Origin of the sequence: Ruegeria sp. THAF33, assembly GCF_009363615.1 — a bacterium.
Classification (GTDB): Bacteria; Pseudomonadota; Alphaproteobacteria; order Rhodobacterales; family Rhodobacteraceae; genus Ruegeria.
On sequence record NZ_CP045384.1, the window covers coordinates 2,412,530 to 2,435,703 of the forward strand.

Below are 23,174 nucleotides of genomic sequence, written 5' to 3' on the forward strand. Positions count from 1 at the left end.
GCGCGCCGAACACGCTCTGAACAAGTCCAAGCTGCACGCCATCAACACATGGCCGACGTCCGCAGCACGCGTTAAGGCTTTGCGTCGCCTACCAATCGATCCTGATCATAGTGGGTCATACCGCGGAACTCGGGCAACCACGCTTCACGCCGGGAGACCCAGCTTTCATATGTTGGCGTCAACTGATCTGGCGCATCAAGGCATCCCAGATGCACCTCCACTTCGGTTCCGCTGCGCGCAAAGACTGGAGAGCCGCAGCCGGGGCAAAAATACCTGTCAGCATAACCACGCGCTTCGCCGGAAACCTCTATTCTGTCGTCCGGGAAAACGGCCGCCGCATAGAACACCGCGCCATGATGCTTGCGGCAGTCCAGACAGTGACAGATTCCGACCCGCAATGGACGACCCGAAGCCCTGATGCGCAGATTTCCACAACGGCACCCTCCTTCATAGACGTCCATTCCTGCTCCTTTCCAGAGCGCTAGAGCATTGCCGGCACAACCTGATCCGGCGGGCGGTGGCCGTCTTCGAAGGTCTTGATGTTGATGATGACCTTCTCGCCCATCTCCACCCGGCCCTCGAGCGTGGCTGATCCCATATGAGGCAACAGAACCACATTGGGCAGCTGCCGCAGGCGCGGGTTCACGTCAGTGCCCTGTTCGTAGACATCCAGCCCCGCCCCAGCAATTTCACCTGCGCGGATCATCCGGGTCAGTGCGTTTTCGTCCACGACTTCACCACGTGACGTGTTGACGATCACCGCCGAGGGTTTCATCAGTTTCAGACGACGTGCGTTCATCAGATGGAAGGTCGACGGCGTTGAGGGGCAATTGACCGAGATCACATCCATCCGCGCGACCATCTGATCCAGGCTTTCCCAATAGGTTGCCTCCAGCTCCTGCTCGGTCTCGGGGCGCAGCCTTCGGCGGTTGTGATAATGAACCTGCATTCCAAACGCTTTCGCACGCCGCGCCACCGCCTGCCCGATCCGGCCCATGCCCAGAATGCCCAGACGACGACCACCGATACGACCTCCCAGAAAGGCGGTGGGCGCCCAGCCGGACCAATCTCCCTGCTGCATCACGCTCAGACCTTCGGGAATGCGTCTGGTGACGGCCAGAATCAGGGCCATGGTCATGTCGGCGGTGTCATCGGTCAGAACCCCCGGCGTGTTCGACACCAGAATTCCACGCTGGCGCGCGGTGGACACGTCAATATTGTCGACACCGGCACCATAATTGGCGATGAGCTTCAGCCTTTCGCCCGCCTGACCCAGCAGACCGCCATCAATCGCATCGGTTACCGTAGGCACCAGGACATCAGCGTCCTGCACTGCGGCCACCAGTTCCTCGCGCGTCATCGGAGTGTCATCGTCGCGCAAGCGCACATCAAACAACTCGCTCAAACGTGTTTCGACCGCTTCGGGCAACCGTCGCGTAACGACAACACTCAAACGTTCTCTTGGCACCTCGGCCCTCCCACTGCTTTGCAAACGGACGCGCGCCATGGCATCGTGGCGCAGGATAAGGCGGGGCACAAGAACCCCTTTGGCATTGAGTCGACCTTTTTTCGGAACCGGATCAACAGGCATAAGAGCAGGCAGTCAGTGAGTGGTATTCGACCGGTAAATCGCCGCTTTCTGGCGGCACTATCCGTATTTCTGATCATGTTAGGTGCATGGGCTGCTCATGCCGACGTGAAACGAGGATCCGTCACCAACCTCCCCCTGCCCCGTTATGTCTCGATGAAAGCAGCAGAAGGCAACGTGCGACGCGGACCTTCTTTGACACATCGAATCGACTGGGTGTTCAAACGGCGCGGAATGCCGCTTCAAGTCACTGCCGAATACGGCAACTGGCGACGGGTTCAGGACCGCGACGGCGCTGGAGGCTGGGTTCACTACGCCCTGTTGTCGGGTGTTCGGACAGTACTGATTGAATCCGAAATGCTGCCTGTCTATGCCCGACCCGATCCGACCTCCCCCGTGAATGCGCATTTCGAATCCGGGGTTGTGGCCCGACTGGGAACCTGTTCGTTGGACTGGTGCCGGATCACCGCCGGCGGGTATCGGGGGTGGACGTTGAAGTCGAACCTTTGGGGGGTCGACCCGTCCGAGATTCGCGAATAACCACAGGGCCGACCTGCCCCCGCGTTGCGGACACGCGACAAGGTGTTTGAGTTTCCCGCCGATATGCTGTGAAACTCGACCAAAACGGAGGCGACCATGCGCGCAGTTACATATTCCACCTTCGGAGACCCCGCCGATGTCCTGCGGATACAGGACCTCCCTCCGGTCCCGCCGGGTCCGGGCGAGGTCACGGTCGAGCTGTCCTTTTCCGGGGTGAACCCTTCCGACGTCAAAGCCCGCGCCGGGACCAGACCGGGCGTGACAGAACCCCCGTTCCCCCTGATCATCCCGCACAGTGACGGCGCCGGTGTGATCTCGGCCGTTGGCGACGGAGTTTCCGCGTCTCGGATCGGGCAGCGCGTGTGGATCTGGAACGGCCAATGGCAACGCCCTTTCGGCACCGCCGCCAGCCACATCACCCTTCCCGATGCCCAGGCCGTGGCTCTGCCGGATGCAATGTCGTTGCAGACCGGCGCGATTCTGGGCATTCCCGGTCTTACCGCCTGCCACGCGGTGTTTTCAGGCGGCCGTCCCAAGGGGGAAACGATCTTGATACACGGTGGCGCGGGCACCGTCGGCTTTCTGGCCGTTCAGCTTGCCAAATGGGCAGGCGCGCGCGTGATCGCGACGGCCAGCCCTCGCAACTTTGACCGGGTCCGGGAAGCCGGCGCAGATATCGTGATTGATTACGCCAGCGAGGATTTTTCCACCGAAATTCTCGATGCAAATGAAGGAAAGACAATCGGCCGAATCATCGACGTCGAATTCGGCCGGAATATTCAAACAAACGCCACGGTCATTGCCGAGAACGGTCGCATCAACGCCTATGGCTCTGCCCAAGACATGACCCCCGTGTTTCCGTTCGGACCGATGATGTTCAAAGCCATGACGCTTGAGACCATTTTGATTTATCTTCTTCCTCCGGATCTTCGTACCAATGCCGTGAAGACCCTTCACAAGGCCTTGACGGATGGCGCTTTGACCTGCCCTGTTCAAAAGGTCTTTGCACTTGAGGAATGCGCGTCTGCGCATGCAATGGTGCAGGATGGAAACCGGACCGGAGCCGTGTTGATCGACACCAAATGACCGCCCTGAAAAAAATCTGTTCAACGTGAGTTTTTTTGACAAAACGCTCTTGATCCCTGCCAACAACAATCGTAGACAGCCGCTCACCGTTGGGGTGTAGCCAAGTGGTAAGGCAGCGGTTTTTGGTACCGTGTATCGTAGGTTCGAATCCTACCACCCCAGCCAATTTCCATGAAAAGTCGAGAAAATAAGACCTTTTCCAAGCTCATCTTAGACAATGTGTCTCAGTCGCCCGAAACTGTGACAGAGGGTGTAACACAATCCGTTGCGAACTATGCGCGCAAGCGCTCTAGCTCGTCCCATCAGAAGCCAAAACACTGCGCCGGCCCTTACCTGATGCGAATGGGTCGGGCATTCCATTGCCGCAAACGCCTTCCCAGGGCGCTATCAAACTTTCAATCAAACTCATCTCTGTACCTTTCCCTGCGTACCGACCTCCCGCTCGACGCCGTGAAACGAGCCGCCAGGCTTCTCACGATCTATGAGCGAATGGAGAAAGAAATCGTGTACGCCCACGCCTCTCAAGACCTGAGCCCTGCTGACTGAAGATCTCCCAGCGGAACTGGTAGGGGTCCTGGCAGAACAAAGCAGGATGGGCAGCTTTGAGCCTCCCCAACTGAACTGGTCCACCGTTATGTTTAGGAAACGGAGAACCACGAATAGCAAACAAGCGACCGAAGCCAGAAGAGGTAGATTCGAAGTTGCGGCAGTTTGAACTTCTGATGGGGCAAGGCATGCCCCGTCTTGATGCGATCGGACAGATCAGAGTTGTTGAAAAATCCTACGACCGTTAGAGCAAGTGAAAAACACAAGGTTCGATGCGAGACGCCACTGCAGCGCTCACCGCAGATTTTTTGATGCCATGTAGAAAAACTGTGCAGGTATTCCGCTAAAAGCGGAAATACGCTGAAATAATGGGCGAACCGGCAGCCTGGTGAACAGATTTTTGGCCTTGGAATTGCGATCAATGAATCTTGGGCTCAGTTGAGACTCTATGAACCAACATCTGACTGTCGTTGTAGTCGAACAGAACCAAGAGCGTGCTTTTGCGATCGTAGATGCCCTAAAAGAGGCTGGAGACGTAGACGTTTATGTAATCGGCAATGTCTCCGGGCTGGCACGTAAAATTGCAACGCATAGCCCAGACATTGTCCTGATCGACATCGACAATCCATCGCGGGATATGCTGGAAGAGCTCACCGTTGCTTCGGGCCCATTGGAACGCCCCGTGGCGATGTTTGTCTCGAGCGCCGCTGGCGGGTTGGCGAAAGCCGCAGTTGAGGCCGGGGTATCGGCCTATGTCGTCGACGGTTTGCAAGCCGAGCGCATTAAACCTGTGATCGATACCGCTATTGCCCGGTTTCAGGTGCTACGTCAGATGCGGACCGAACTGGCCGAAACCCGCCGTGCGCTGGAAGAGCGCAAAGTGATTGACCGAGCTAAGGGCTTGTTAATGAAGGCCAAGGGCGTTTCGGAAGAGGAAGCCTATGCCCTGCTCCGTAAAACCGCGATGAATCAGAATCGCCGGGTTGCCGAGGTGTCCGAAGCCTTGGTCACAGCATCAGGTTTGTTGTCATGAGAACGGTAACCCTGCCTGTCGCCTATATGCCTTTGGTTGATGCCGCTCCACTGATCGTGGCATGCGAGATGGGGTTTGACCACGCCGAAGGCATCTCGTTGGACCTGCGACCGGCTCCATCTTGGTCGTCTCTGCGTGATATGCTGGCCTTTGGGCACGTGGACGCGGCACATCTGCTGTCACCCGTCCCCGTTGCGATGGCTTTGGGTCTTGGAGGCATTGCGACACCGTTGTCCGCCGTGTCTATCCTGTCGCTCAATGGCAATGTCATAGGTGTTGGAACTCAATTGGCTGGGCGGTTGGCCGACCAGGGCTACGGCTTCGATTTCTCCGATGCTGCTGCAGCTGGGGCTGCACTGGCACAGGCCGCCGGCGACGTTTTGGTGTTCGGTGTACCTTTTCCGTTTTCGATGCATGTTGAATTGTTGCGTTATTGGGTCGCTGGAACCGAACTGGCCTCGAAACAGGTCGAAATCCGAACCGTCCCGCCTCCACTCATGGCGCAGGCGCTCGCAGGTGGCGAGATCGATGCCTTCTGTGTGGGTGAGCCCTGGGGCTCATTCGCTGTAGACGACAATGTCGGTGCACTGCTGTTGCCCGGCAAGGCGATCTGGTCCTGTGCACCTGAAAAAGTGCTGGCGGTCAGAAACGACTGGGCCGAAACCGAACCACATTTGCTGGGCAGCCTTATGCGGGCCGTTTGGCGCGCAGGGCGCTGGCTTTCGAACACGGGCAGCCGAACAACTGCATCCGAGATGCTATCGCGTAAAACCTATCTCAACGTCTCACCCGAACTGATTGACCGAGCGCTGATGGGCGAATTCACTATATCGGCCCGCGGCGAGCAGCGCCATGTCGATGGGTTTGTCGAGTTTTTTGACGGCGCTGCCACCTTCCCATGGCGCAGTCAGGCGAAATGGGTTGCGCATCAATTGGCGAAACGAAACGGGCTGGACGCCGGAACTGCGGAACGACAATCCGCAAAGGTCTTTCGCAGTGATCTCTATCGTCGCGAATTGCAAGGGCTTGGTGTGGAAACACCCGGCGCGTCCGAGAAACTTGAAGGGGCGTTACCCGAGTCGACGGCGGTTGCCTCGACCAATGGCAGCCTGATTCTGTCTCGGAACGTCTTTTTCGACCGACGCATTTTCGAGCCAGCGGGGTAAGTCTGCACAAAATTTTTGCAGTGCAGCATCTGTTATTGCTGCGACGCAGAATTTTCGAGGTGAAAACGCTGAAAATTGATGACGCGCCGCTGCGTGACTGGCTAAATCGGAACATCGGAAGGCAACGACGCCCACCGACGGAATTCGCCCATAGTCCAGGGCACCTCACAAGAGCAAAGCCGCTCGACCATCCGCCACCTCCTCCCGGCGGACTGTGTCGGCGGCTTTTTTGTTTGCCCAACGGGTTGGGCTGAACCGAAAGGGAACGAGATGAAAAAGCTTCTTTTAGGCCTTGCTGCGACGACGGCGCTTGTGTCACCGGCACTGGCCGAACTGGAACTGGAAAAAGACGAGCTAACGTTTGGCTTTATCAAACTGACTGACATGGCGCCGCTGGCTGTCGCCTATGAGAATGGGTACTTTCTTGACGAAGGCCTGTTCGTGACGCTGGAAGCACAAGCCAACTGGAAAGTGCTGCTGGATGGCGTGATCGACGGGCAGCTGGATGGCGCGCACATGCTGGCCGGGCAGCCTTTGGCCGCGACCATCGGTTACGGCACCGAGGCGCATATCATCACGCCATTTTCGATGGACTTGAACGGCAACGGCATCACCGTCTCGAACGAGATTTGGGAAGAGATGAAACCGAACATCCCGGTGATGGAGGATGGTCGTCCCCAACACCCTATCAGCTCCGAGGCGCTTGCTCCGGTCGTCGAGAAATACAAATCCGAAGGCAAGCCCTTTAACATGGGCATGGTCTTCCCCGTTTCGACCCATAATTACGAACTGCGCTATTGGCTTGCTGCCGGTGGACTGCACCCCGGCTACTACAGCCCTGACAACGTAACCGGCCAGATCGGCGCAGATGTGTTCCTGTCAGTAACGCCACCGCCGCAGATGCCTGCCACGTTGGAGGCCGGCACGATATATGGCTACTGCGTGGGCGAGCCTTGGAACCAACAGGCTGTGTTCAAGGGTATCGGCGTGCCGGTCATCACGGACTATGAGCTGTGGAAGAACAACCCTGAGAAGGTCTTTGGCATCACTGCCGAGTTCGCACAAGAGTATCCCAACACCACGCTGGCCGTGACCAAGGCCCTGATCCGCGCCGCAATGTGGCTGGATGAGAACGACAACGCCAACCGCCCCGAGGCGGTCGAGATCCTCAGCCGCGCGGAATATGTGGGCGCAGATTATGACGTGATCGCCAACTCGATGACCGGCACATTTGAATACGAAAAAGGCGACAAGCGCGAAGTTCCTGATTTCAACGTGTTCTTCCGCTACAACGCGACATACCCGTTCTATTCGGACGCGATCTGGTATCTGACACAGATGCGCCGCTGGGGTCAGATCCCTGAATCCAAGCCCGACAGCTGGTATGACGAGGTTGCCAAATCTGTCTACAAACCCGAGATCTATCTGGAAGCCGCGCGCCTGCTAGTCGATGAAGGCCTGGCGAATGAGGCCGACTTCCCCTGGGACAGTGATGGTTACAAAGCGCCCACCCCGGCCGAGGATATAATCGACGGCATCACCTATGACGGCCGCACCCCCAACGCCTATCTCGAAAGCCTGTCCATTGGTCTGAAGGGCGATCAGAAGATCGTCGGCTCGGACGTGCAAGGCTAATCCCATGCGTCGCGCCCGGTATCAGTCGGGCGCACACCCCAAAGTGCCCCGCCATCGCAAGGACACATCAGATGACAACGGTCGATCCCGAATTCAACGCAGACGCCGCCAAAGAGGCGCGTCGCACCCGCCTGTTCACCCGCATCAACGCCGCCGACAAATGGTTCCAGATTCTTGGCCTAAGCTGGGCCACCCCGGTCCTGAAAGCTGCCGCCGGAGACAACCCCCGCGCTCAGATGACCGAAATCTGGCGTCTTCTGGTCGTCCCCCTGCTGTCGATCTGCGCCTTCCTGCTGCTTTGGGGGACGCTCGCCCCGAAAGTGCAAACTTCCCTGGGCGCCGTACCAGGCCCAGCTCAGGTCTGGGCAGAAATGGTCAACCTCAACGAGGACGCACAGGCCAAGGCCGCCAAGCGCGCCAAGTTCGAGGCAATGGTTGAGAAACGGAACCAGAAGCTGATCGATACGGGCCGCGCGGACGAGGTCAAACAAGTCGCGTACACCGGCGCGCCGTCTTACTACCAGCAAATCTGGACCTCTATCAAAACCGTGTTCTTCGGGTTTCTGATCGCGACCGTTGTGGCCGTTCCCCTTGGGATCGCTGCCGGACTGTCGCCGACCGCCAATGCGGCGCTGAACCCGCTGATCCAGATATTCAAACCAGTCTCACCTCTGGCATGGCTGCCGATCGTGACCATGATCGTCTCGGCCGTCTACGTCACCAACGACGGTTGGTTCGCCAAGTCCTTCCTGATCTCGGCCATCACCGTGACCCTGTGTTCGCTTTGGCCGACTCTGATCAACACCGCGCTGGGTGTGGCGACCATCGACAAGGACTTGGTGAACGTCTCCAAGGTTCTGAAAATGAACACCTATACCAAAGTCACTAAGCTGGTGCTGCCTTCGGCGTTGCCGCTGATTTTCACAGGTTTGCGCCTGTCGCTGGGTGTCGGCTGGATGGTACTGATCGCGGCTGAAATGCTGGCGCAGAACCCCGGTTTGGGCAAATTTGTCTGGGATGAGTTCCAGAACGGTTCGTCCAGCTCGCTTGCCAAGATCATGGTTGCGGTCTTCACCATCGGCATCATCGGTTTCTTGTTGGACCGGGTGATGTACGCACTGCAATCCCTCTTCACATTCACGAACAACCGGTGAGCGCGATGAGCATACTGAGCTTCAAAAACGCAACGAAATCCTTCGGTGAAGGCGCTGCGCGCACGGATGTGCTAAAAGGCATCGATCTGGACGTGCAGAAGGGCGAGTTTCTGGTGATCCTCGGCTTTTCCGGCACCGGCAAGACGACCCTGATTAACCTCATGGCCGGTCTGGATACTCCAACTGGTGGAGAGGTCACGTTCAAAGGCACTCCGATCAAGGGGCCGGGCCCGGAACGTGGCGTAGTATTTCAGAACTATTCACTGATGCCTTGGCTGACGGTCAGCGGCAATGTGGGGCTGGCGGTCGATACGGTCTTTCCGGGCCTCGGCAAGACTGAGAAGGCCGAGAAGGTCGCGCATTATGTGCAGATGGTGGGTCTCAGCCATGCTGCCACGCGCCGCCCGGCGGAACTGTCGGGTGGGATGCGTCAGCGGGTCAACGTGGCGCGTGCCTTGTCGATGAACCCCGAGGTTTTGTTGTTGGATGAGCCTCTGTCGGCGCTCGACGCGCTCACCCGTGCCAATCTGGCGGATGAGATCGAACATATCTGGGAGGCCGACAAAAAGACCTGCGTTCTGATCACCAATGACGTGGACGAGGCGATCATTCTGGCCGACCGGATCATCGCCTTGAACCCCGATGGTACGTTGGGCCAGGAATTCCGCGTATCGATCCCGCGCCCTCGCGAACGCGGTGCAATGAACAACGACGAGACGTTCAAGCGCCTGCGTGCCGACGTCACCAAGTACCTGATGGATGTGGGGATCGAAGCCAAAGTCGAAGGCTCGCGCATCCTGCCCGATGTTACACCGATCCATGGAGTGCCAACGGCGGTGGCCGAGGCACAAAAGGGGATGATCGAGAGTCGTTTCCTCGACTTCTCACAGCTTCATAAAGTCTACCCGACGCCCAAGGGCCCTCTGACCGTTGTTGAGGATTTCGATCTGAAGATCGATAAGGGCGAGTTCATCTCGCTGATCGGCCATTCAGGTTGCGGAAAATCTACGGTTCTGACCATGGCTGCGGGGCTGAACGATATATCGAAGGGCGCGATCAAGCTGGATGGTCGTCATGTCGAGGGGGCTGATCCAGAACGCGCCGTAGTGTTCCAATCCCCCAACCTGTTCCCATGGCTAACTGCCAAGGAAAACGTCGCGATCGGGGTCGACAAAGTCTATCCCAAGGCCAGCATCGCCGAGCGTCAGGATGTCGTTGAATACTATCTGGAACGCGTCGGTCTGGCCGATGCGATGGACAAATCCGCGAGCGACCTGTCGAACGGCATGAAACAACGCGTCGGCATCGCACGCGCCTTTGCCCTATCGCCCAAGCTGCTGCTGTTGGATGAGCCCTTCGGGATGCTCGACAGTCTGACCCGCTGGGAATTGCAGGAAGTGTTGATGGAGGTCTGGTCCCGCACCAAGGTCACCGCAATCTGTGTGACCCATGACGTGGATGAGGCGATCCTGCTGGCCGATCGCGTGGTGATGATGACCAATGGCCCACAAGCGACCATAGGCAAGATCACCAAGGTCGACCTGCCGCGCCCGCGCACCCGCAAAGCGCTGTTGGAGCATCCGAACTACTACGCCTACCGGCAGGAGGTCCTCGATTTCCTCGAAGAATACGAACACGGCGCCAAGCCAAAAACGCCCGCCCCCAAGGCGATTGCAGCGGAGTGAAACCATGAAACAAAGACTTGTTGTCATCGGCGCAGGCATGGCCTCGGGCCGGGTGCTAGAACACCTGACCGACGCCGCGCCGGATGCGTTCGACATCACCCTGTTCAACGCCGAGCCCCGCGGGAACTACAACCGCATCATGCTGAGCCCGGTTCTGTCGGGTGAGAAGACTTATGAAGAGATCGTCACACATGATGACGCCTGGTACGCCGAGCGGGGGATTGCTTGCCGGTTCGGTGAGAAAGTTGCAAAGATCGACTGCGAGATGAAAGTTGTCGAGGGCGAGCACGGACACCGTCCCTACGACAAGCTGGTGATCGCAACCGGGTCGAACCCGTTCATCATCCCCTTACCCGGTCACGATCTGGACGGCGTGATCGCTTATCGCGACCTGGAAGACACCCAGCAGATGATGGACATGGGCCCCGACAACAAGGTCGTCGTGATCGGTGGCGGCTTGCTGGGGCTTGAAGCTGCGGCGGGCATGGCTGCGCACGGCGTTGACGTCACCGTGGTGCATATCATGGGCCACCTGATGGAGCGTCAGTTGGATGAAGCCGCAGGCTACCTGCTGAAGAAGTCGCTGGAAGACAAAGGAATCAATATCTGCCTACAGGCGAACTCCAAGGAAATCCTTGGGCAAGATGGCAAGGTCCGCGCACTTTTGCTGGACGACGGGACCGAGCTGCCCTGTGATCTGCTGGTCATGGCCGTTGGCATCCGTCCCAATACAGCGCTGGCGCAGGAGGCCGGTCTAGCCACCGGGCGTGGTATTCATGTGGATGACCAAATGTTGACCTCGGATCCGGATATTTACGCTGTGGGTGAGTGCGTCGAGCATAACGGAGAGGTCTTTGGTCTTGTCGCGCCGCTCTACGATCAGGCGAAAGTGGCGGCGCATGCCTTGTTGGATAAAGAGGCCGCGTTTGAGCAAAAAACTCTTTCAACGAAGTTAAAAGTCACCGGCTGCGATCTGTTCAGCGCTGGCGATTTCGCAGATGGACCGGGGCGTGAGGATATCGTGTTCCGCGACCCATCGCGGGGCGTCTACAAGCGTCTTGTGATCGAACAGGACCGTCTGATCGGCGCTGTCATGTACGGTGACACGGCCGACAGCGGCTGGTTTTTCGGCCTGATCAAGGATGGCACCAGCATCGAAGACATGCGTGAGACGCTGATCTTCGGCCCGGCCTACCAGGGGGGCGACACCGCGGACCCTCTCTCAGCCGTTGCAGCATTGCCGCCTGAGGCGGAGATTTGCGGCTGCAACGGCATATGCAAAGGCGACATTGTCGAGGCGATCCATTCAGGGGCTGGCGATCTGGGCGCGGTTCGTGCAAGCACCAAGGCCAGTGCGTCCTGCGGAACATGTTCGGGTCTGGTCGAACAGGTCCTGCAGGTCACTTTGGGCGATGCGTTCCAGATGCCAGCGGCACAACCGATCTGTGGTTGCACCGACCTGACGCATGAAGATGTACGCCGACTGATCAAAGGGCAGGAACTGAAAAGCCAGGCCGCAGTCTGGCAGGAACTCGGCTGGAATACGCCCAACGGCTGTCATGTCTGCCGCCCGGCGATCAACTATTACCTTCTGGCGGATTGGCCACTGGACTATCAGGACGACCCACAAAGCCGCTTCGTTAACGAACGCAAACACGCGAATATTCAGAAAGACGGTACGTTCAGCGTCGTGCCGCGCATGTGGGGCGGGATCACCACCCCCGAAGAACTGCGTGCCATTGCCGACGCCGCCGACAAGTACGACGTGCCAACCGTAAAGGTCACCGGCGGCCAACGCATCGATCTGCTGGGCGTGAAGGGTGAAGACCTGCCTGCGATCTGGTCGGATCTGAACAGGGCCGGTCTGGTCTCGGGTCACGCCTATTCCAAGGGCCTGCGGACAGTCAAAACCTGCGTCGGAACCGATCATTGCCGGTTCGGCACGCAGGACAGCACCGGCCTCGGCATCAAGCTTGAGAAAATCCTGTGGGGGTCTTGGACTCCGCATAAGCTGAAGCTGGCCGTGTCGGGCTGTCCTCGCAACTGCGCTGAGGCGACTTGCAAGGATATCGGCGTTGTCTGCGTGGACTCAGGCTATCAGATCAGTATCGGAGGGGCCGCCGGTATGGACGTGAAAGAGACCGAATTGCTGTGTCAGGTCCAGACCGAGGGCGAAGCGATTGAGGTGGTGATGGCCGTCACGCAAGCCTATCGCGAAGGCGGCAAATATCTGGATCGATTGTATAAATGGCTGGGCAAGGTCGGCATGGACTGGGTCAAAGCTCAGGTCGTGGACGACCTTGAAAACCGCACCGCCTTGGTCGCCAGGTTCGAGCTGTCGCAAAGCATCTACCGTAAAGACCCGTGGGCCGAACACGTCAAAGAAAAAGCGCAGACCTACGCGCCGATTGCAGATTTCACACTGGAGGCAGCGGAATGAGCTGGATCGACATCGGACATATCGACGAAGTTCCCTTACGCGGGGCGCGGTTGGTGAAAACCCATATCGGCTGCATCGCCGTATTCCGTACTGCTGAGGCTGAAGTGTACGCCGCAACCAACAGCTGCCCCCATAAGGGTGGCCCGTTGTCTGAAGGCATCGTCCACGGCCAGTCGGTCACCTGCCCCCTGCACAACTGGGTTTTCGACTTGAATACGGGCGAGGCTCAGGGCGCAGATGATGGTCACATCACCACCTACCCCGTACGTTTGGAAGATGGGCGCATCCTGCTTGACGACAGCGCCGTCACCCGGCGGAGTGCGGCCTGATGGACGGAACTGGCCTGCCAGAGGTCCGGTCAACCTGTGCCTATTGCGGCGTCGGCTGCGGTGTTCTTTTGCGCCCCGATGGTGCCGGTGGTCTGACAGTGCGAGGCGACCCGGACCACCCGGCGAATTACGGGCGTCTATGCTCGAAAGGGTTGGCTTTGGACGAAACCGTGGGTCTAGATCACCGGTTGTTGGCCCCACGCGCGTTCGGCCAGGACACCCGTTGGGATGATGCGCTGCAGTTGGTTGCCGATCGCTTTTCGGCCACGATCAGAGAGTTCGGACCGGACAGCGTAGCTTTTTACGTCTCGGGTCAATTGCTGACCGAAGATTACTATGTTGCCAACAAGTTGATGAAAGGCTTCATCGGCTCAGCCAATATCGACACCAATTCGCGGTTGTGTATGGCGTCAACTGTAGCCGGGCATAAACGCGCCTTCGGAACCGATACAGTGCCCGGAACTTATGAAGATCTGGATCACGCTGACTTAGTTGTGCTGGTTGGTTCAAACCTTGCCTGGTGTCATCCCGTTCTCTATCAGCGGGTCATGGCGGCGCGTCAGGCGCGTGGCACGAAGATCGTGGTCATTGACCCACGCCGCACAGCGAGTTGTGATCAGGCGGACCTTCATCTGGCGCTTCAGCCAGGCAGCGATGTAGCGCTTTTCAACCGATTGCTTTGCAGAATTCACCACACCGGCCATGTATCCGTCGAATTCCTGGAACGAAGCAATGGGATCTCTGAAGCCCTCGAACTGGCGCAGCTTGACGATCCTGACGAGACGGGGCTCAGCCCATCTGAGATTGACGCGTTTTGCGATTTGTGGATCGGGACTGAGCGGGTCGTTACGGTCTTTAGTCAGGGTGTAAACCAGTCTTCCAGCGGTACCGACAAGGTCAATGCGATCTTGAATTGCCATCTGGCCACCGGTCGAATTGGTCGCGAAGGGATGGGGCCGTTCTCGGTCACAGGTCAGCCTAACGCCATGGGCGGTCGAGAGGTGGGTGGTCTGGCCAATACGCTCGCTTGCCATCTGGACATTGAAAATGAGGACCATCGTCAGGCGGTGAAACACTTTTGGAATTCGCCCAACATCCCTCGGAGGCAAGGATTAAAAGCTGTCGATCTGTTCCGATCCATTGAGGATGGTCAGATCAAGGCGCTCTGGATCATCCACACAAACCCTGCGGCTACCATGCCGGACGCGGACAGAGTGAGCGCAGCTATTGAAAACTGCCCATTTACAGTTGTCAGCGACCTGACCGCGCGGACAGATACCGCGCGTATCGCAGACGTGCTGCTGCCAGCGGCGGGATGGGCAGAAAAATCGGGGACTGTAACCAATTCAGATCGCACGATAAGCAGACAACGTGCCGTTTTGAGGCCTCCGGGGCAAGCCCGCTCGGACTGGGATATCTTGGCCGAGGTCGGCCGTAGGATGGGTTGGGAAGAGGCATTTAACTACGATTCTCCGGCGCAGATTTTCAGAGAATACGCGAGCATGACCTCACTTGCGGCGTCTTTTGGCAAGGACTTCAATATTACCGAGTTGTCCGACATTGGGGATGAAGACTATGATGCGCTGAGCCCCACACAATGGCCAACGACACTTGGTGCGACCGACAAGCGGTTCTTTGGCGATGGACAGTTTTTTCATCCTGATGGCAAAGCGCGTATTGTTCCGGTTTCTCACAAGCCGCCCAAAGTGAAAACCTGTGCACAATTCCCGTTTCTTTTAAACACAGGGCGAAACCGGGATCAGTGGCATACCATGACACGGTCAGGTTTGTCGCCTCGTTTATCAGCCCACCTTTCCGAACCTTATGTTGACATGAATCCAACGGACGTTGATCGGTTGGGCCTTAGCGCCGCAGATTTGGTCCAACTCGACAGCTCAGTTGGAAGCGGTGTCTTTCGCCTTCGAATCTCGGAAGCTGTCGCACCCGGGCAAGCGTTCGCGCCAATTCACTGGACGGGTGAAACGGCACCTTCAGCCCGTGTGGATGCGCTTGTTCCAAGTGTGACTGATCCGATATCTGGACAGCCTGAAAGCAAGGCGACGGCTGTTTCTGTGCGGCGTCTGAATGCTTCCTGGTACGGCTTCGCCATTTCCGTCGATGCGGCCTCGCCTATGGCAGAATACTGGGCAAGGAGCAAAACGGACAAAGGCTACAGGATGGAGTTGGCAGGTAAGCAGGACATCGACGATTGGGAACACAAAGCCCGCGAGTGGTTTGGACTACCTGATGCCATGGTGACTTCAATCGAAGACCCCAAACGCGGCTCGCATAGGATCGCGCTGTCAGACGGACAGCGCCTCTTGGCGGCGCTTTTCGTCTCCCGCCAACCTATCACTCTGATGCGAGACTATTTGGCAAGTTTGCCTGAGGTTTCGCTCATTCAGATACTGTCTGGCCGGTCATCTGCTGCTTCTGAAGACTGTGGACCAATTGTCTGTTCGTGTTTCGGGGTCGGACTAAAAACCATCATCGGCGCCATTCGCGACAAACGTTTGATCAATGTGGACGATATCGGAGATGCCCTTCAAGCTGGAACAAACTGCGGTTCATGCCGGCCAGAGTTGGCTGAATTGGTCGCGGAGCATTCGAAGTTGAACCGCAATACGCCGAAGAGTTTCTCGCAAGAACAGTTAGGATAGACCGGGGTTTTGGAGCTGGACAGTAGTCTGCTTTGGTAGGCTATCTAGGTAGGAGCGGTTTCCGTCCACTCGAGACCCAAAACCTGGTTGAGCGTGATTCACCGGTTCGGGCAATCCGGTGGAAGGATGGCGTCGTCCTGCGCTCCAAGCGCCAATATATGCTTACTGAGCAATTTCGTGTCCTGCGACCTCAGATGAAACCAATACTCATCCAGTTGATCAGCAGCCTTTCTTGCGCTCGCCGCCACGATGTTCGCCAAATGAGTACGCAAAGAAAACGCGATCCGAGAAGACGAATAGTAGCGGCAATACTCTTTGGGAACGCGGCACTATAGTAAAACACACCAACTTTTACGAACTTGTACTTGGGTGAAAGGGTCTCTGACATGGTCCACGGCTCCAACCTGCTGTTTAAAGCTCGATTTAAACCAAGGGTTTACCTGAGGAAGTGGTGCCCGGGGGCGGAATCGAACCACCGACACGAGGATTTTCAATCCACTGCTCTACCCCTGAGCTACCCGGGCACGGGAACGACGTTCGTCGTTGGGTGGGGGCCTTCTATGACTTGCTACAAGCGGTGTCCAGAGGCTTTTTCACATTTTTTCAATGCGGTCGCTTTGGCGTGAAGTCCTGCGTGTCATCCTCGACTTCAAGGTCCTCTTCGCGCTGCGAGGGAACCGAGTAGGACCCGTTCAGCCACTTGGCCAAATCAATGTCCGCACAGCGCCTGGAACAAAACGGACGAAACTTCTGCTCGGTCTCGGCACCGCAAATCGGGCAGCTCATTTCAGGACCTCCATCACAGGAACGCGACCACGCTTTCGCTGCAACTCAAAGTGGCCCAGCGGGGTCCAGCCTGCAAGAATCGTCTCGTCTGGGTCTGATCTGAACGCGGCGCGTAAAGCGGATTCAAACCCGCGACGATCCTTCTTTGGCATGGGCGCGAGGTCCAGCGTAATCTGACCAGCCAGCCCACGTACGCGCAAAGCACGGGGCAGCATCTTGGCGCAGGCGAAATTGGCCTTGGTGCCCGCCGCGAGCGAGGTGTCCGCTCCGGTGTTCACATCCACGGCGACCAATGCGCGTGTGGGTTCGATGTAAAGATGCCCCCCGCCCGGCAAAGGCTCGGACGCTCCACACACCGTATCCAGCGCATCCAGAACGCCGTGGGTTTCGAACCCGCCCGCCTGTGTCACGACTTCGGCCGGGTCGGTCCAGTCGCGCCAGGCAAGGATATGGGGGCTGTCACCTTCGCTGAGAAGTTCAGGCTCGGTCCCGTCGTCATTCATCACCTGCTCGGCCTGCGTCAACATGGCCGAGATGTCTTCCGAGATATCTTCGGCATCCGCACCCGCGCAGCAGGAGCGCAGGATCAATCCATAGGCGCTGTCACCCATCTGCTCGTGCGCGATTTCAAGCAGTTGATCGCGTATGTCCTCGTCTTTGATACTGCGCGAAATGTTCAGGCCCGGAGCGTCCGGCGTAACAATCGCATAGCGGCTTTTGAAAAGGATGCGATTGCTCACCGGTATGGCTTTGCCGGGCTCTGCAAAGCCGGTGACTTGTACCAACAACAGGGCGCCGGGACCCAAGCCTTTGACTTGTCGCAGGAAAGCAGGGCCATCTGGCGTGGTCAGGAACATTCCGCCCTGCCCCTTGACCGGGCGGTCAGCGCGGGCGCGGTAGATCGTGCCGGGCGCGGGTGCGTCTGTGGCTATCAAGAAGTCATCCAACTTGCCGTCGACCATCAGCGCAGCCGCTTCGCGGCCTTGGATGTGGTCCAGAACAATGGTGCGACCTTTCATGATGCCTCTCGATACAGTGGATAGCCGATGCCTTGCAGCAAGGCTGCGGTCTCGGACAGGGGCAGGCCGACGATGCCGGTAAAAGACCCCGAAATCCATGGAATGAAAGCCCCTGCGGGCCCCTGAATCGCATAGGCGCCTGCCTTGCCGCGCCAGTCTCCGGTCGCCAGATAGGCGTTGATCTCGACATCCGACAGACGTTTGACCTTGACCTGTGAGACGACATCACGCTGCAGCACACGGTCTCCGCGCCGGACCGCAACCGAGGTGATCACGCGGTGACGACGACCAGACAGGGAATGCAGAAACTCCGCTGCCTGCCCCACATCCTCGGGCTTACCCAGAATCCGACGCCCCAAGGCCACGGTGGTATCTGCACAGAGGGTAACGTCACCTCTATCCGACTGAACAGCCTGCACTTTTTGGCGCGTGATGCGGTGGCAATACGGAACTGGAAGCTCGCCCTTCAAAGGCGTTTCATCGATGTCAGGAGGGTAAATGGCATCGGGCCGCACGCCAAGCTGGGCCAGCAGGTCCAGCCGTCTTGGGCTGCCCGATCCGAGAATGAACGCCATTGCGGCAGGCGTTACTTGAAGCGATAGTTGATCCGACCCTTGGTCAGATCATATGGGGTCATCTCGACCTGAACCTTGTCGCCGGCCAGAACACGGATGCGGTTCTTGCGCATCTTGCCTGCCGTATGTGCGATGATCTCATGGCCGTTTTCCAGCTCGACCCGAAACGTCGCATTAGGCAGGAGTTCCTTCACGACACCGGGAAATTCGAGCGTATCTTCCTTGGCCATGTTGTCTCCATCATTGCGTTGCACCCGCAGAATCTGCGGGGGTGTGCGCTTAAATGAGCCTATTTCGGCCTTATTTCAAGGGCGGAATCACCTAAAGAGCGGATATTGTGACCGATTCGACTCGGGCAGTCTGTTCGTCCCAATGGGTTCGGTTCAGTACGTGACCGTCCGCGCGGACCTCAGCGATGGCTGACAGGTCGACATCCGCATAGGTCCAGCCCGGCTGATTCAAAGTGCCTTCGGCCAGCACACCGGTGGCCGGAAACCCCTTGTCGGGCGGGCCAAAGACGCCTCCGGTCCCGGTGTTCATATCCACCGCCTCGGACCACTCATTGTTCCCGACCAGCGAGGCCATAACCGTAACGCACTGATTTTCCAAAGCTCTGGACATTGCGCCAATCCGCACGCGCCAGTAACCCGAAAGCGCTTCGGTACAGGATGGCGCAAGAATCAGGTCTGCTTCGCTCAGCGCGCGGCCCAGCAACGGAAACTCGCTGTCATAACAGATCAACACACCGATCTTGCCCAGCGCGGTGTCGAAAAGCTTGAGCGGACCACCGGGGGCGATGTCCCAATCCTCGCGTTCGAACCGGGTCATAATCTGTTTGTCCTGATGGTCGAAACTGCCATCCGGCGCGTAGAAGGCGGCACGGTTCACCGGACGCCCGGTTCCATCAACAACCGGCGCGGACGCACCCAGAATGTAGGTTTTGTACGTCTTGGCGAGGCGGGTGTGCAGGTTTTGTACATCCACCATCCGGTCGGACACGGCCCGGATCGACCGCTCCAGATCGCCGGCAACCTCGGCCCCGTCGAGGGTCGACAGCTCCATCGCGCCGTATTCGGGAAAGACCAACAATTCGGCCCCCTGCCTTGCGGCCTGGGACACCCACCCCTCAAGCTTGTCTTCGTATTGTGCCCAGCTATCCAACCAGTCGAAGTTGTAGGCGGCAGTTGCGACTTTCATGGCAGCGTCCCCGTGCGGTCAAATTCGCATGACCTTAGTCGCGGACGCAGACCGGAGTACAGCCCAATTACCCTGCGGTCGTCGGATCGATGATCGTGGTCACTTCGGTGATCGTGTTGGCCGGGAACCCGCTGAGTTCCGCATGCTTGTGGATCGCGTCCTCGCTCTCGGCCAGATAGATGCAAAAGGTCTTGTCACCAGCAACATAGGAATGCTCCCACTGCACGCCGGGTATTTGCGCCAGCGCTTCGTTCGACTTCGCAGACGCGCCGCACAGTTCGTCACCGGACATGGAACCGACACCCGGAAGATCGCGTTCGATAACATAGCGTTTCATGGCAATTCCCCCACAGAAAACCCAACACTAACATGATTCGGGAATTTCTTCTGCGTTTGGCGTTCAGAGATCCCGGATCCAGAACTGCAACGGCTTCTGGGTCTCGCCCTCTTGCCCGATATCTTTCCACGAAAACTGTGCGATCGCACCGGGCAATGGTTCATACCCCCGCGCGCGCCAGAAGGCATCCAGCGGGCGGTAATTGTCGGGCCGCATCGGATGATCTGCCGGGCGTTGTACGCCGCAGAATGCGCATTTGGTGAAACCCAGCGCGCGGGCATGGGCTTCGCGGGCGTCGAAGAACCTGTGGCCGACACCCTGCCCGCGATAGTCGGGCAACAGCACCGATTCGGCGCAATAGAAGATGTCATGCAGGTCAAGCCCGGTGCCCTCGAAGGCCGCCGCGAAATCTTCGGCGTGGTCGATCAGAGGGGCGCCGGTTGACGCTCCGATCAGGCTGTCGTTGTCGAATGCGCCCACCACGATGGCCTTGTCGCTGTCGCGGTAGGATTGCAGGTATTTCCGTTCATATTCCAGGTCGCCATCGTAAAGATACGGCCAGGCGTGAAATACCTTGATCCGCAGCCGGGCAACGTCATCAAGGGCGGCTTCCAGTGCCGCTCCGGTCAGGGGGCGGACGGCGGTGACCTCAGCCATTCGAAACCTGCTTGGTCCAGTCCGCCAGGTTGTAGAAAGTGGTGACGCGGGTGATCTTGCCATCCTTCAGGTCGAAGAACGAGCCGGCAGGCAGGCGGTACGTCTGGCCATGCGCATCCGGCAGGCCATCATCGGTTTCCAGATAGGTTCCGTTGACGATGAATTCGGCTGCGGCGCGGGTGCCGCCTTCGGCTTCGAACACGACGATGTCGGTCAGGTTTTCTTTGTAGCAGCGGTTCATATGCGCGCAGAACGCGGCGAATTTGTCCTTGCCAATGCGGATCTGGCCTTCGTTCACGTGATGGGCCACGTCATCGGACAGGCAGGCCAGCATGGCATCCACGTCACCGGCATTGAAGGCTTCGAAATAGGTTTTGACGGTCTGGTTCATGGTCACTCCTTAGGTTCGCCCCAGCGGTCTTTCAGATGTTTGATGATCTGATCGCGGGTCTGTCGGTAGTGATGTAACTTTTCTTCGCGGGTCTCGCCCAACCCGGTAGGGTCCATTATTGGCCAATAATCGACATCGAGGTGAAAAACCCGGGTCAGTTCCAGCGCCCGGCGCTGACTGGCGGGCGAAAGCGCCACCACCAGATCGAACGAGCTGAGATCGTCGCCCCATTCCTGCATCTCGTCAAAGGACCGCGAGCGGTGACGGGACAGTTCCACACCCACCTCGTGGCAGGCCGCGATGCAGAACCCGTCGATTTCCAGATCGTTGTGCACGCCTGCGGACTGCACATAGGTGCCCGTGCCGTAAAACTTCTTCATCAGCCCCTCGGCCATCGGAGATCGAACCGAGTTGTGGTCGCAACAGAACAGGACCGACTGCGGCAGAGGCTTCACCCGTCAGCCCCCGAAATGCAGCACGCAGATCAGCGTGAACAGGCGCCGGGCGGTATCGGTATCCACTTCTGCCTTTCCCTCCAGCCGTTCCTGTAGCACGCGGCTGCCTTCGTTGTGGATGCCGCGGCGGGCCATGTCTATGGTCTCGATCTGGCTGGGAGGCAGCGACTTGACCGCGTCGAAATAGCTTTCGCAGATCTGGAAGTAATCCTTGACCACCTGCCGGAACGGGCCAAGCGACAGGTGAAATTCGGCGGCTTTTTCATTCTCTTCGGTCGCGATATCAAAGACCAGCCGTTTGTCGCGGATCGACAGCTGTACGTGGTAAGGCCCATCAGGAATGACACGGTCATCCCGATTGGGCAGCGAAAAGCTGTTGTCTTCCAGCAGATCATAGATGGCAACCTTGCGTTCCTGCTCGATCTCAGGGGTCGGCGGCGGCAGGTTTCGGTCATCCAGTTCGATATGCGAAATGCGGGTCATCGTTATGGCTACAATCCTTTTGTCAGCACAGACCTATATCAACGGAATCCAGTCGGCAACGCAGAGAAGCGCCATATGTGTCCGGTCTTTGCGTCATTTCAGCCATTCAGGCGATTCAGACGCGCTGTGACAGAAAGGCCGTGCGCCTCGAGGCTTTCTGATTGCGCCAGTTGTTCAGCGGCGGGCCCGATGGCGCGCAGGGCCTCGGGGGTCATCTGGCTGAGCGTGGTGCGTTTGAGAAAATCCATCACGCTGAGCCCGGACGAGAACCGCGCGGACCGGGCCGTCGGAAGCACGTGGTTGGGGCCGCCGACATAATCGCCGATGGCTTCGGGCGTGTACTGGCCCAGAAAGATGGCCCCGGCGTGGATGGTTTTTTCGCTCAGCGCCACCGGGTCTGCGACGCAAAGCTCCAGATGTTCCGGGGCGATACGGTTCGACAGGATTGCAGCCTGGTTCAGATCACGGACGGTGATGATGGCGCCGAAGTCGCGCCAGCTGGCCCCGGCGATGGCGCGGCGTTGCAGGGTTTCGAGGCGTTTTTCGACCGCCTTCGCGACGCTTTGGCCAAAAGCGGCATCATCCGTGATCAGAATCGACTGCGCGCTTTCGTCGTGTTCGGCCTGGCTGAGCAGGTCCAGCGCGATCCAGTCGGGATCGTTGTCCTTGTCGGCGATGACCAGGATTTCCGATGGGCCCGCAATCATGTCGATACCGACCTTGCCGAACACCCGCCGTTTGGCCGCCGCCACAAAGGCGTTTCCCGGCCCGGTGATCTTGTCGACCGGCGCGATAGTGTCGGTGCCATAGGCCAGCGCCGCCACGGCCTGCGCGCCGCCGATGCGATAGACCTCGTCCACGCCCGCCAGTTGCGCGGCCAGCAGAACCAGTGGATTCACCTGCCCGTCCGGCGTGGGCACAACGATGGCCAACCGTTCAACCCCCGCCACCTTGGCCGGGATGGCATTCATCAGAACCGAAGACGGGTATGAAGCCAACCCGCCCGGCACGTAAAGCCCGGCGGCCGAGACCGCCGACCAGCGCCAGCCCAGTGTGGCCCCGGCCTCATCCGTCCAGCTTTGGTCGCTGGGCATCTGACGTTCGTGATAGGCCCGGATGCGGGCGGCGGCCAGTTCCAGCGCCGCCCGGTCTTCAGCCCCGACTTGCGCCACCGCGTCTGCGATCTCCTGCGCGCTGAAGGCCAGCGTTTCGGGCGTCAGCTTCAGCCGGTCGAATTTCGCGGTCAATTCAATGACTGCCGCGTCGCCCCGGTTGCGGACATCGTCGATGATCTGCGCCACGACCGCGTCCACATCCGGGCTGTCCTCGCGCTTGGCGGACAGAAGGGCCTGAAAGGCGGTTTCGAAATCGGGTGATGTGGCGTCAAGGAAAACAGGCATGATCTGGCACTC

General features: G+C 58.5%; 24 protein-coding genes and 2 tRNA genes. 11 read left to right on the forward strand and 15 right to left on the reverse strand.

Annotation, left to right across the window (positions count from 1 at the left end):
• Window positions 1-71: 71 nt before the first annotated feature.
• Window positions 72-461, reverse strand: coding sequence for a GFA family protein (locus tag FIU92_RS12055; RefSeq protein ID WP_152458833.1), 390 nt, complete (start codon window positions 459-461; stop codon window positions 72-74).
• 20 nt (window positions 462-481) lie between these two features.
• Window positions 482-1,468 (reverse strand): D-glycerate dehydrogenase, encoded by a 987-nt coding sequence (locus FIU92_RS12060; protein ID WP_152459906.1) that lies wholly within the window; start codon window positions 1,466-1,468, stop codon window positions 482-484.
• A 198-nt stretch (window positions 1,469-1,666) separates the two neighbouring features.
• On the opposite strand from FIU92_RS12060, the gene FIU92_RS12065 reads away from it, so the two are divergent.
• From FIU92_RS12065 to FIU92_RS12115, 11 genes are all read left to right on the forward strand, one after another.
• Entirely contained in the window at window positions 1,667-2,128 is a 462-nt protein-coding gene (locus tag FIU92_RS12065; RefSeq protein WP_152459907.1) for an SH3 domain-containing protein, read from the forward strand.
• A 96-nt stretch (window positions 2,129-2,224) separates the two neighbouring features.
• Window positions 2,225-3,214, forward strand: coding sequence for an NADPH:quinone reductase (locus FIU92_RS12070; protein WP_152458835.1), 990 nt, complete (start codon window positions 2,225-2,227; stop codon window positions 3,212-3,214).
• Between the two features lie 90 nt (window positions 3,215-3,304).
• Window positions 3,305-3,379 (forward strand) — tRNA-Gln (locus FIU92_RS12075).
• An 829-nt stretch (window positions 3,380-4,208) separates the two neighbouring features.
• Window positions 4,209-4,793: an ANTAR domain-containing response regulator gene (locus FIU92_RS12080; RefSeq protein WP_152458837.1), complete on the forward strand. Its 585-nt coding sequence runs from the start codon at window positions 4,209-4,211 to the stop codon at window positions 4,791-4,793.
• The gene (locus FIU92_RS12085; RefSeq protein WP_152458838.1) at window positions 4,790-5,959 is read left to right on the forward strand and encodes an ABC transporter substrate-binding protein; all 1,170 of its coding nucleotides are present in this window, start codon (window positions 4,790-4,792) and stop codon (window positions 5,957-5,959) included. The genes FIU92_RS12080 and FIU92_RS12085 overlap by 4 nt, the downstream gene beginning before the upstream one ends.
• Window positions 5,960-6,229: 270 nt before the next feature.
• Window positions 6,230-7,594, forward strand: coding sequence for a CmpA/NrtA family ABC transporter substrate-binding protein (locus FIU92_RS12090; RefSeq protein WP_152458840.1), 1,365 nt, complete (start codon window positions 6,230-6,232; stop codon window positions 7,592-7,594).
• 71 nt (window positions 7,595-7,665) lie between these two features.
• The gene (locus FIU92_RS12095; RefSeq protein ID WP_152458841.1) at window positions 7,666-8,748 is read left to right on the forward strand and encodes an ABC transporter permease; all 1,083 of its coding nucleotides are present in this window, start codon (window positions 7,666-7,668) and stop codon (window positions 8,746-8,748) included.
• A 5-nt stretch (window positions 8,749-8,753) separates the two neighbouring features.
• Complete coding sequence (locus FIU92_RS12100) at window positions 8,754-10,433, forward strand: ABC transporter ATP-binding protein (protein WP_152458843.1); 1,680 nt, start codon at window positions 8,754-8,756, stop codon at window positions 10,431-10,433.
• A gap of 4 nt (window positions 10,434-10,437) precedes the next feature.
• A complete protein-coding gene (gene nirB / locus FIU92_RS12105; RefSeq protein ID WP_152458845.1) occupies window positions 10,438-12,873 on the forward strand; it encodes a nitrite reductase large subunit NirB in 2,436 nt (811 codons plus the stop codon).
• Window positions 12,870-13,202, forward strand: coding sequence for a nitrite reductase small subunit NirD (gene nirD, locus FIU92_RS12110; RefSeq protein ID WP_152458847.1), 333 nt, complete (start codon window positions 12,870-12,872; stop codon window positions 13,200-13,202). The genes nirB and nirD overlap by 4 nt, the downstream gene beginning before the upstream one ends.
• Window positions 13,202-15,862, forward strand: coding sequence for a nitrate reductase (locus tag FIU92_RS12115; RefSeq protein ID WP_152458849.1), 2,661 nt, complete (start codon window positions 13,202-13,204; stop codon window positions 15,860-15,862). Before nirD ends, FIU92_RS12115 begins: the two co-directional genes overlap by 1 nt.
• A 98-nt stretch (window positions 15,863-15,960) precedes the next feature.
• Here the strand turns inward: FIU92_RS12115 and FIU92_RS23200 are convergent, their stop codons facing one another.
• The 13 genes from FIU92_RS23200 to hisD all read right to left on the reverse strand — a co-directional run bounded on the left by FIU92_RS23200 (window position 15,961) and on the right by hisD (window position 23,162).
• Window positions 15,961-16,134: a hypothetical protein gene (locus FIU92_RS23200; RefSeq protein WP_371419716.1), complete on the reverse strand. Its 174-nt coding sequence runs from the start codon at window positions 16,132-16,134 to the stop codon at window positions 15,961-15,963.
• A gap of 177 nt (window positions 16,135-16,311) precedes the next feature.
• Window positions 16,312-16,386: transfer RNA gene (locus FIU92_RS12120), tRNA-Phe, on the reverse strand.
• Between the two features lie 79 nt (window positions 16,387-16,465).
• Window positions 16,466-16,648: a DNA gyrase inhibitor YacG gene (locus FIU92_RS12125; protein ID WP_152458850.1), complete on the reverse strand. Its 183-nt coding sequence runs from the start codon at window positions 16,646-16,648 to the stop codon at window positions 16,466-16,468.
• On the reverse strand, window positions 16,645-17,667 hold the full coding sequence (locus tag FIU92_RS12130) for a ribonuclease E/G (protein ID WP_152458852.1): 1,023 nt from the start codon (window positions 17,665-17,667) through the stop codon (window positions 16,645-16,647). The genes FIU92_RS12125 and FIU92_RS12130 overlap by 4 nt, the downstream gene beginning before the upstream one ends.
• Window positions 17,664-18,242, reverse strand: a complete 579-nt coding sequence (locus FIU92_RS12135; RefSeq protein WP_152458854.1) for a nucleoside triphosphate pyrophosphatase — start codon at window positions 18,240-18,242, stop codon at window positions 17,664-17,666. Before FIU92_RS12135 ends, FIU92_RS12130 begins: the two co-directional genes overlap by 4 nt.
• Window positions 18,243-18,253: 11 nt before the next feature.
• Window positions 18,254-18,472 carry a translation initiation factor IF-1 gene (infA, locus tag FIU92_RS12140; RefSeq protein WP_005978431.1) on the reverse strand — a complete coding sequence of 73 codons (219 nt, stop codon included), beginning with the start codon at window positions 18,470-18,472 and terminating at the stop codon, window positions 18,254-18,256.
• Between the two features lie 91 nt (window positions 18,473-18,563).
• The gene (locus FIU92_RS12145; RefSeq protein ID WP_152458855.1) at window positions 18,564-19,439 is read right to left on the reverse strand and encodes a carbon-nitrogen hydrolase family protein; all 876 of its coding nucleotides are present in this window, start codon (window positions 19,437-19,439) and stop codon (window positions 18,564-18,566) included.
• A gap of 67 nt (window positions 19,440-19,506) precedes the next feature.
• Complete coding sequence (locus FIU92_RS12150; protein ID WP_152458857.1) at window positions 19,507-19,776, reverse strand: DUF4242 domain-containing protein; 270 nt, start codon at window positions 19,774-19,776, stop codon at window positions 19,507-19,509.
• Between the two features lie 63 nt (window positions 19,777-19,839).
• Window positions 19,840-20,433, reverse strand: coding sequence for a GNAT family N-acetyltransferase (locus FIU92_RS12155; protein WP_152458858.1), 594 nt, complete (start codon window positions 20,431-20,433; stop codon window positions 19,840-19,842).
• Window positions 20,426-20,824, reverse strand: a complete 399-nt coding sequence (locus tag FIU92_RS12160; RefSeq protein ID WP_152458860.1) for a ketosteroid isomerase-related protein — start codon at window positions 20,822-20,824, stop codon at window positions 20,426-20,428. Before FIU92_RS12160 ends, FIU92_RS12155 begins: the two co-directional genes overlap by 8 nt.
• A 2-nt stretch (window positions 20,825-20,826) precedes the next feature.
• Window positions 20,827-21,279: a low molecular weight phosphatase family protein gene (locus FIU92_RS12165; RefSeq protein ID WP_152458862.1), complete on the reverse strand. Its 453-nt coding sequence runs from the start codon at window positions 21,277-21,279 to the stop codon at window positions 20,827-20,829.
• A gap of 3 nt (window positions 21,280-21,282) precedes the next feature.
• A complete protein-coding gene (locus FIU92_RS12170) occupies window positions 21,283-21,762 on the reverse strand; it encodes a UPF0262 family protein (RefSeq protein WP_152458863.1) in 480 nt (159 codons plus the stop codon).
• A 98-nt stretch (window positions 21,763-21,860) separates the two neighbouring features.
• Complete coding sequence (gene hisD, locus FIU92_RS12175) at window positions 21,861-23,162, reverse strand: histidinol dehydrogenase (RefSeq protein WP_152458865.1); 1,302 nt, start codon at window positions 23,160-23,162, stop codon at window positions 21,861-21,863.
• Window positions 23,163-23,174: the final 12 nt, after the last annotated feature.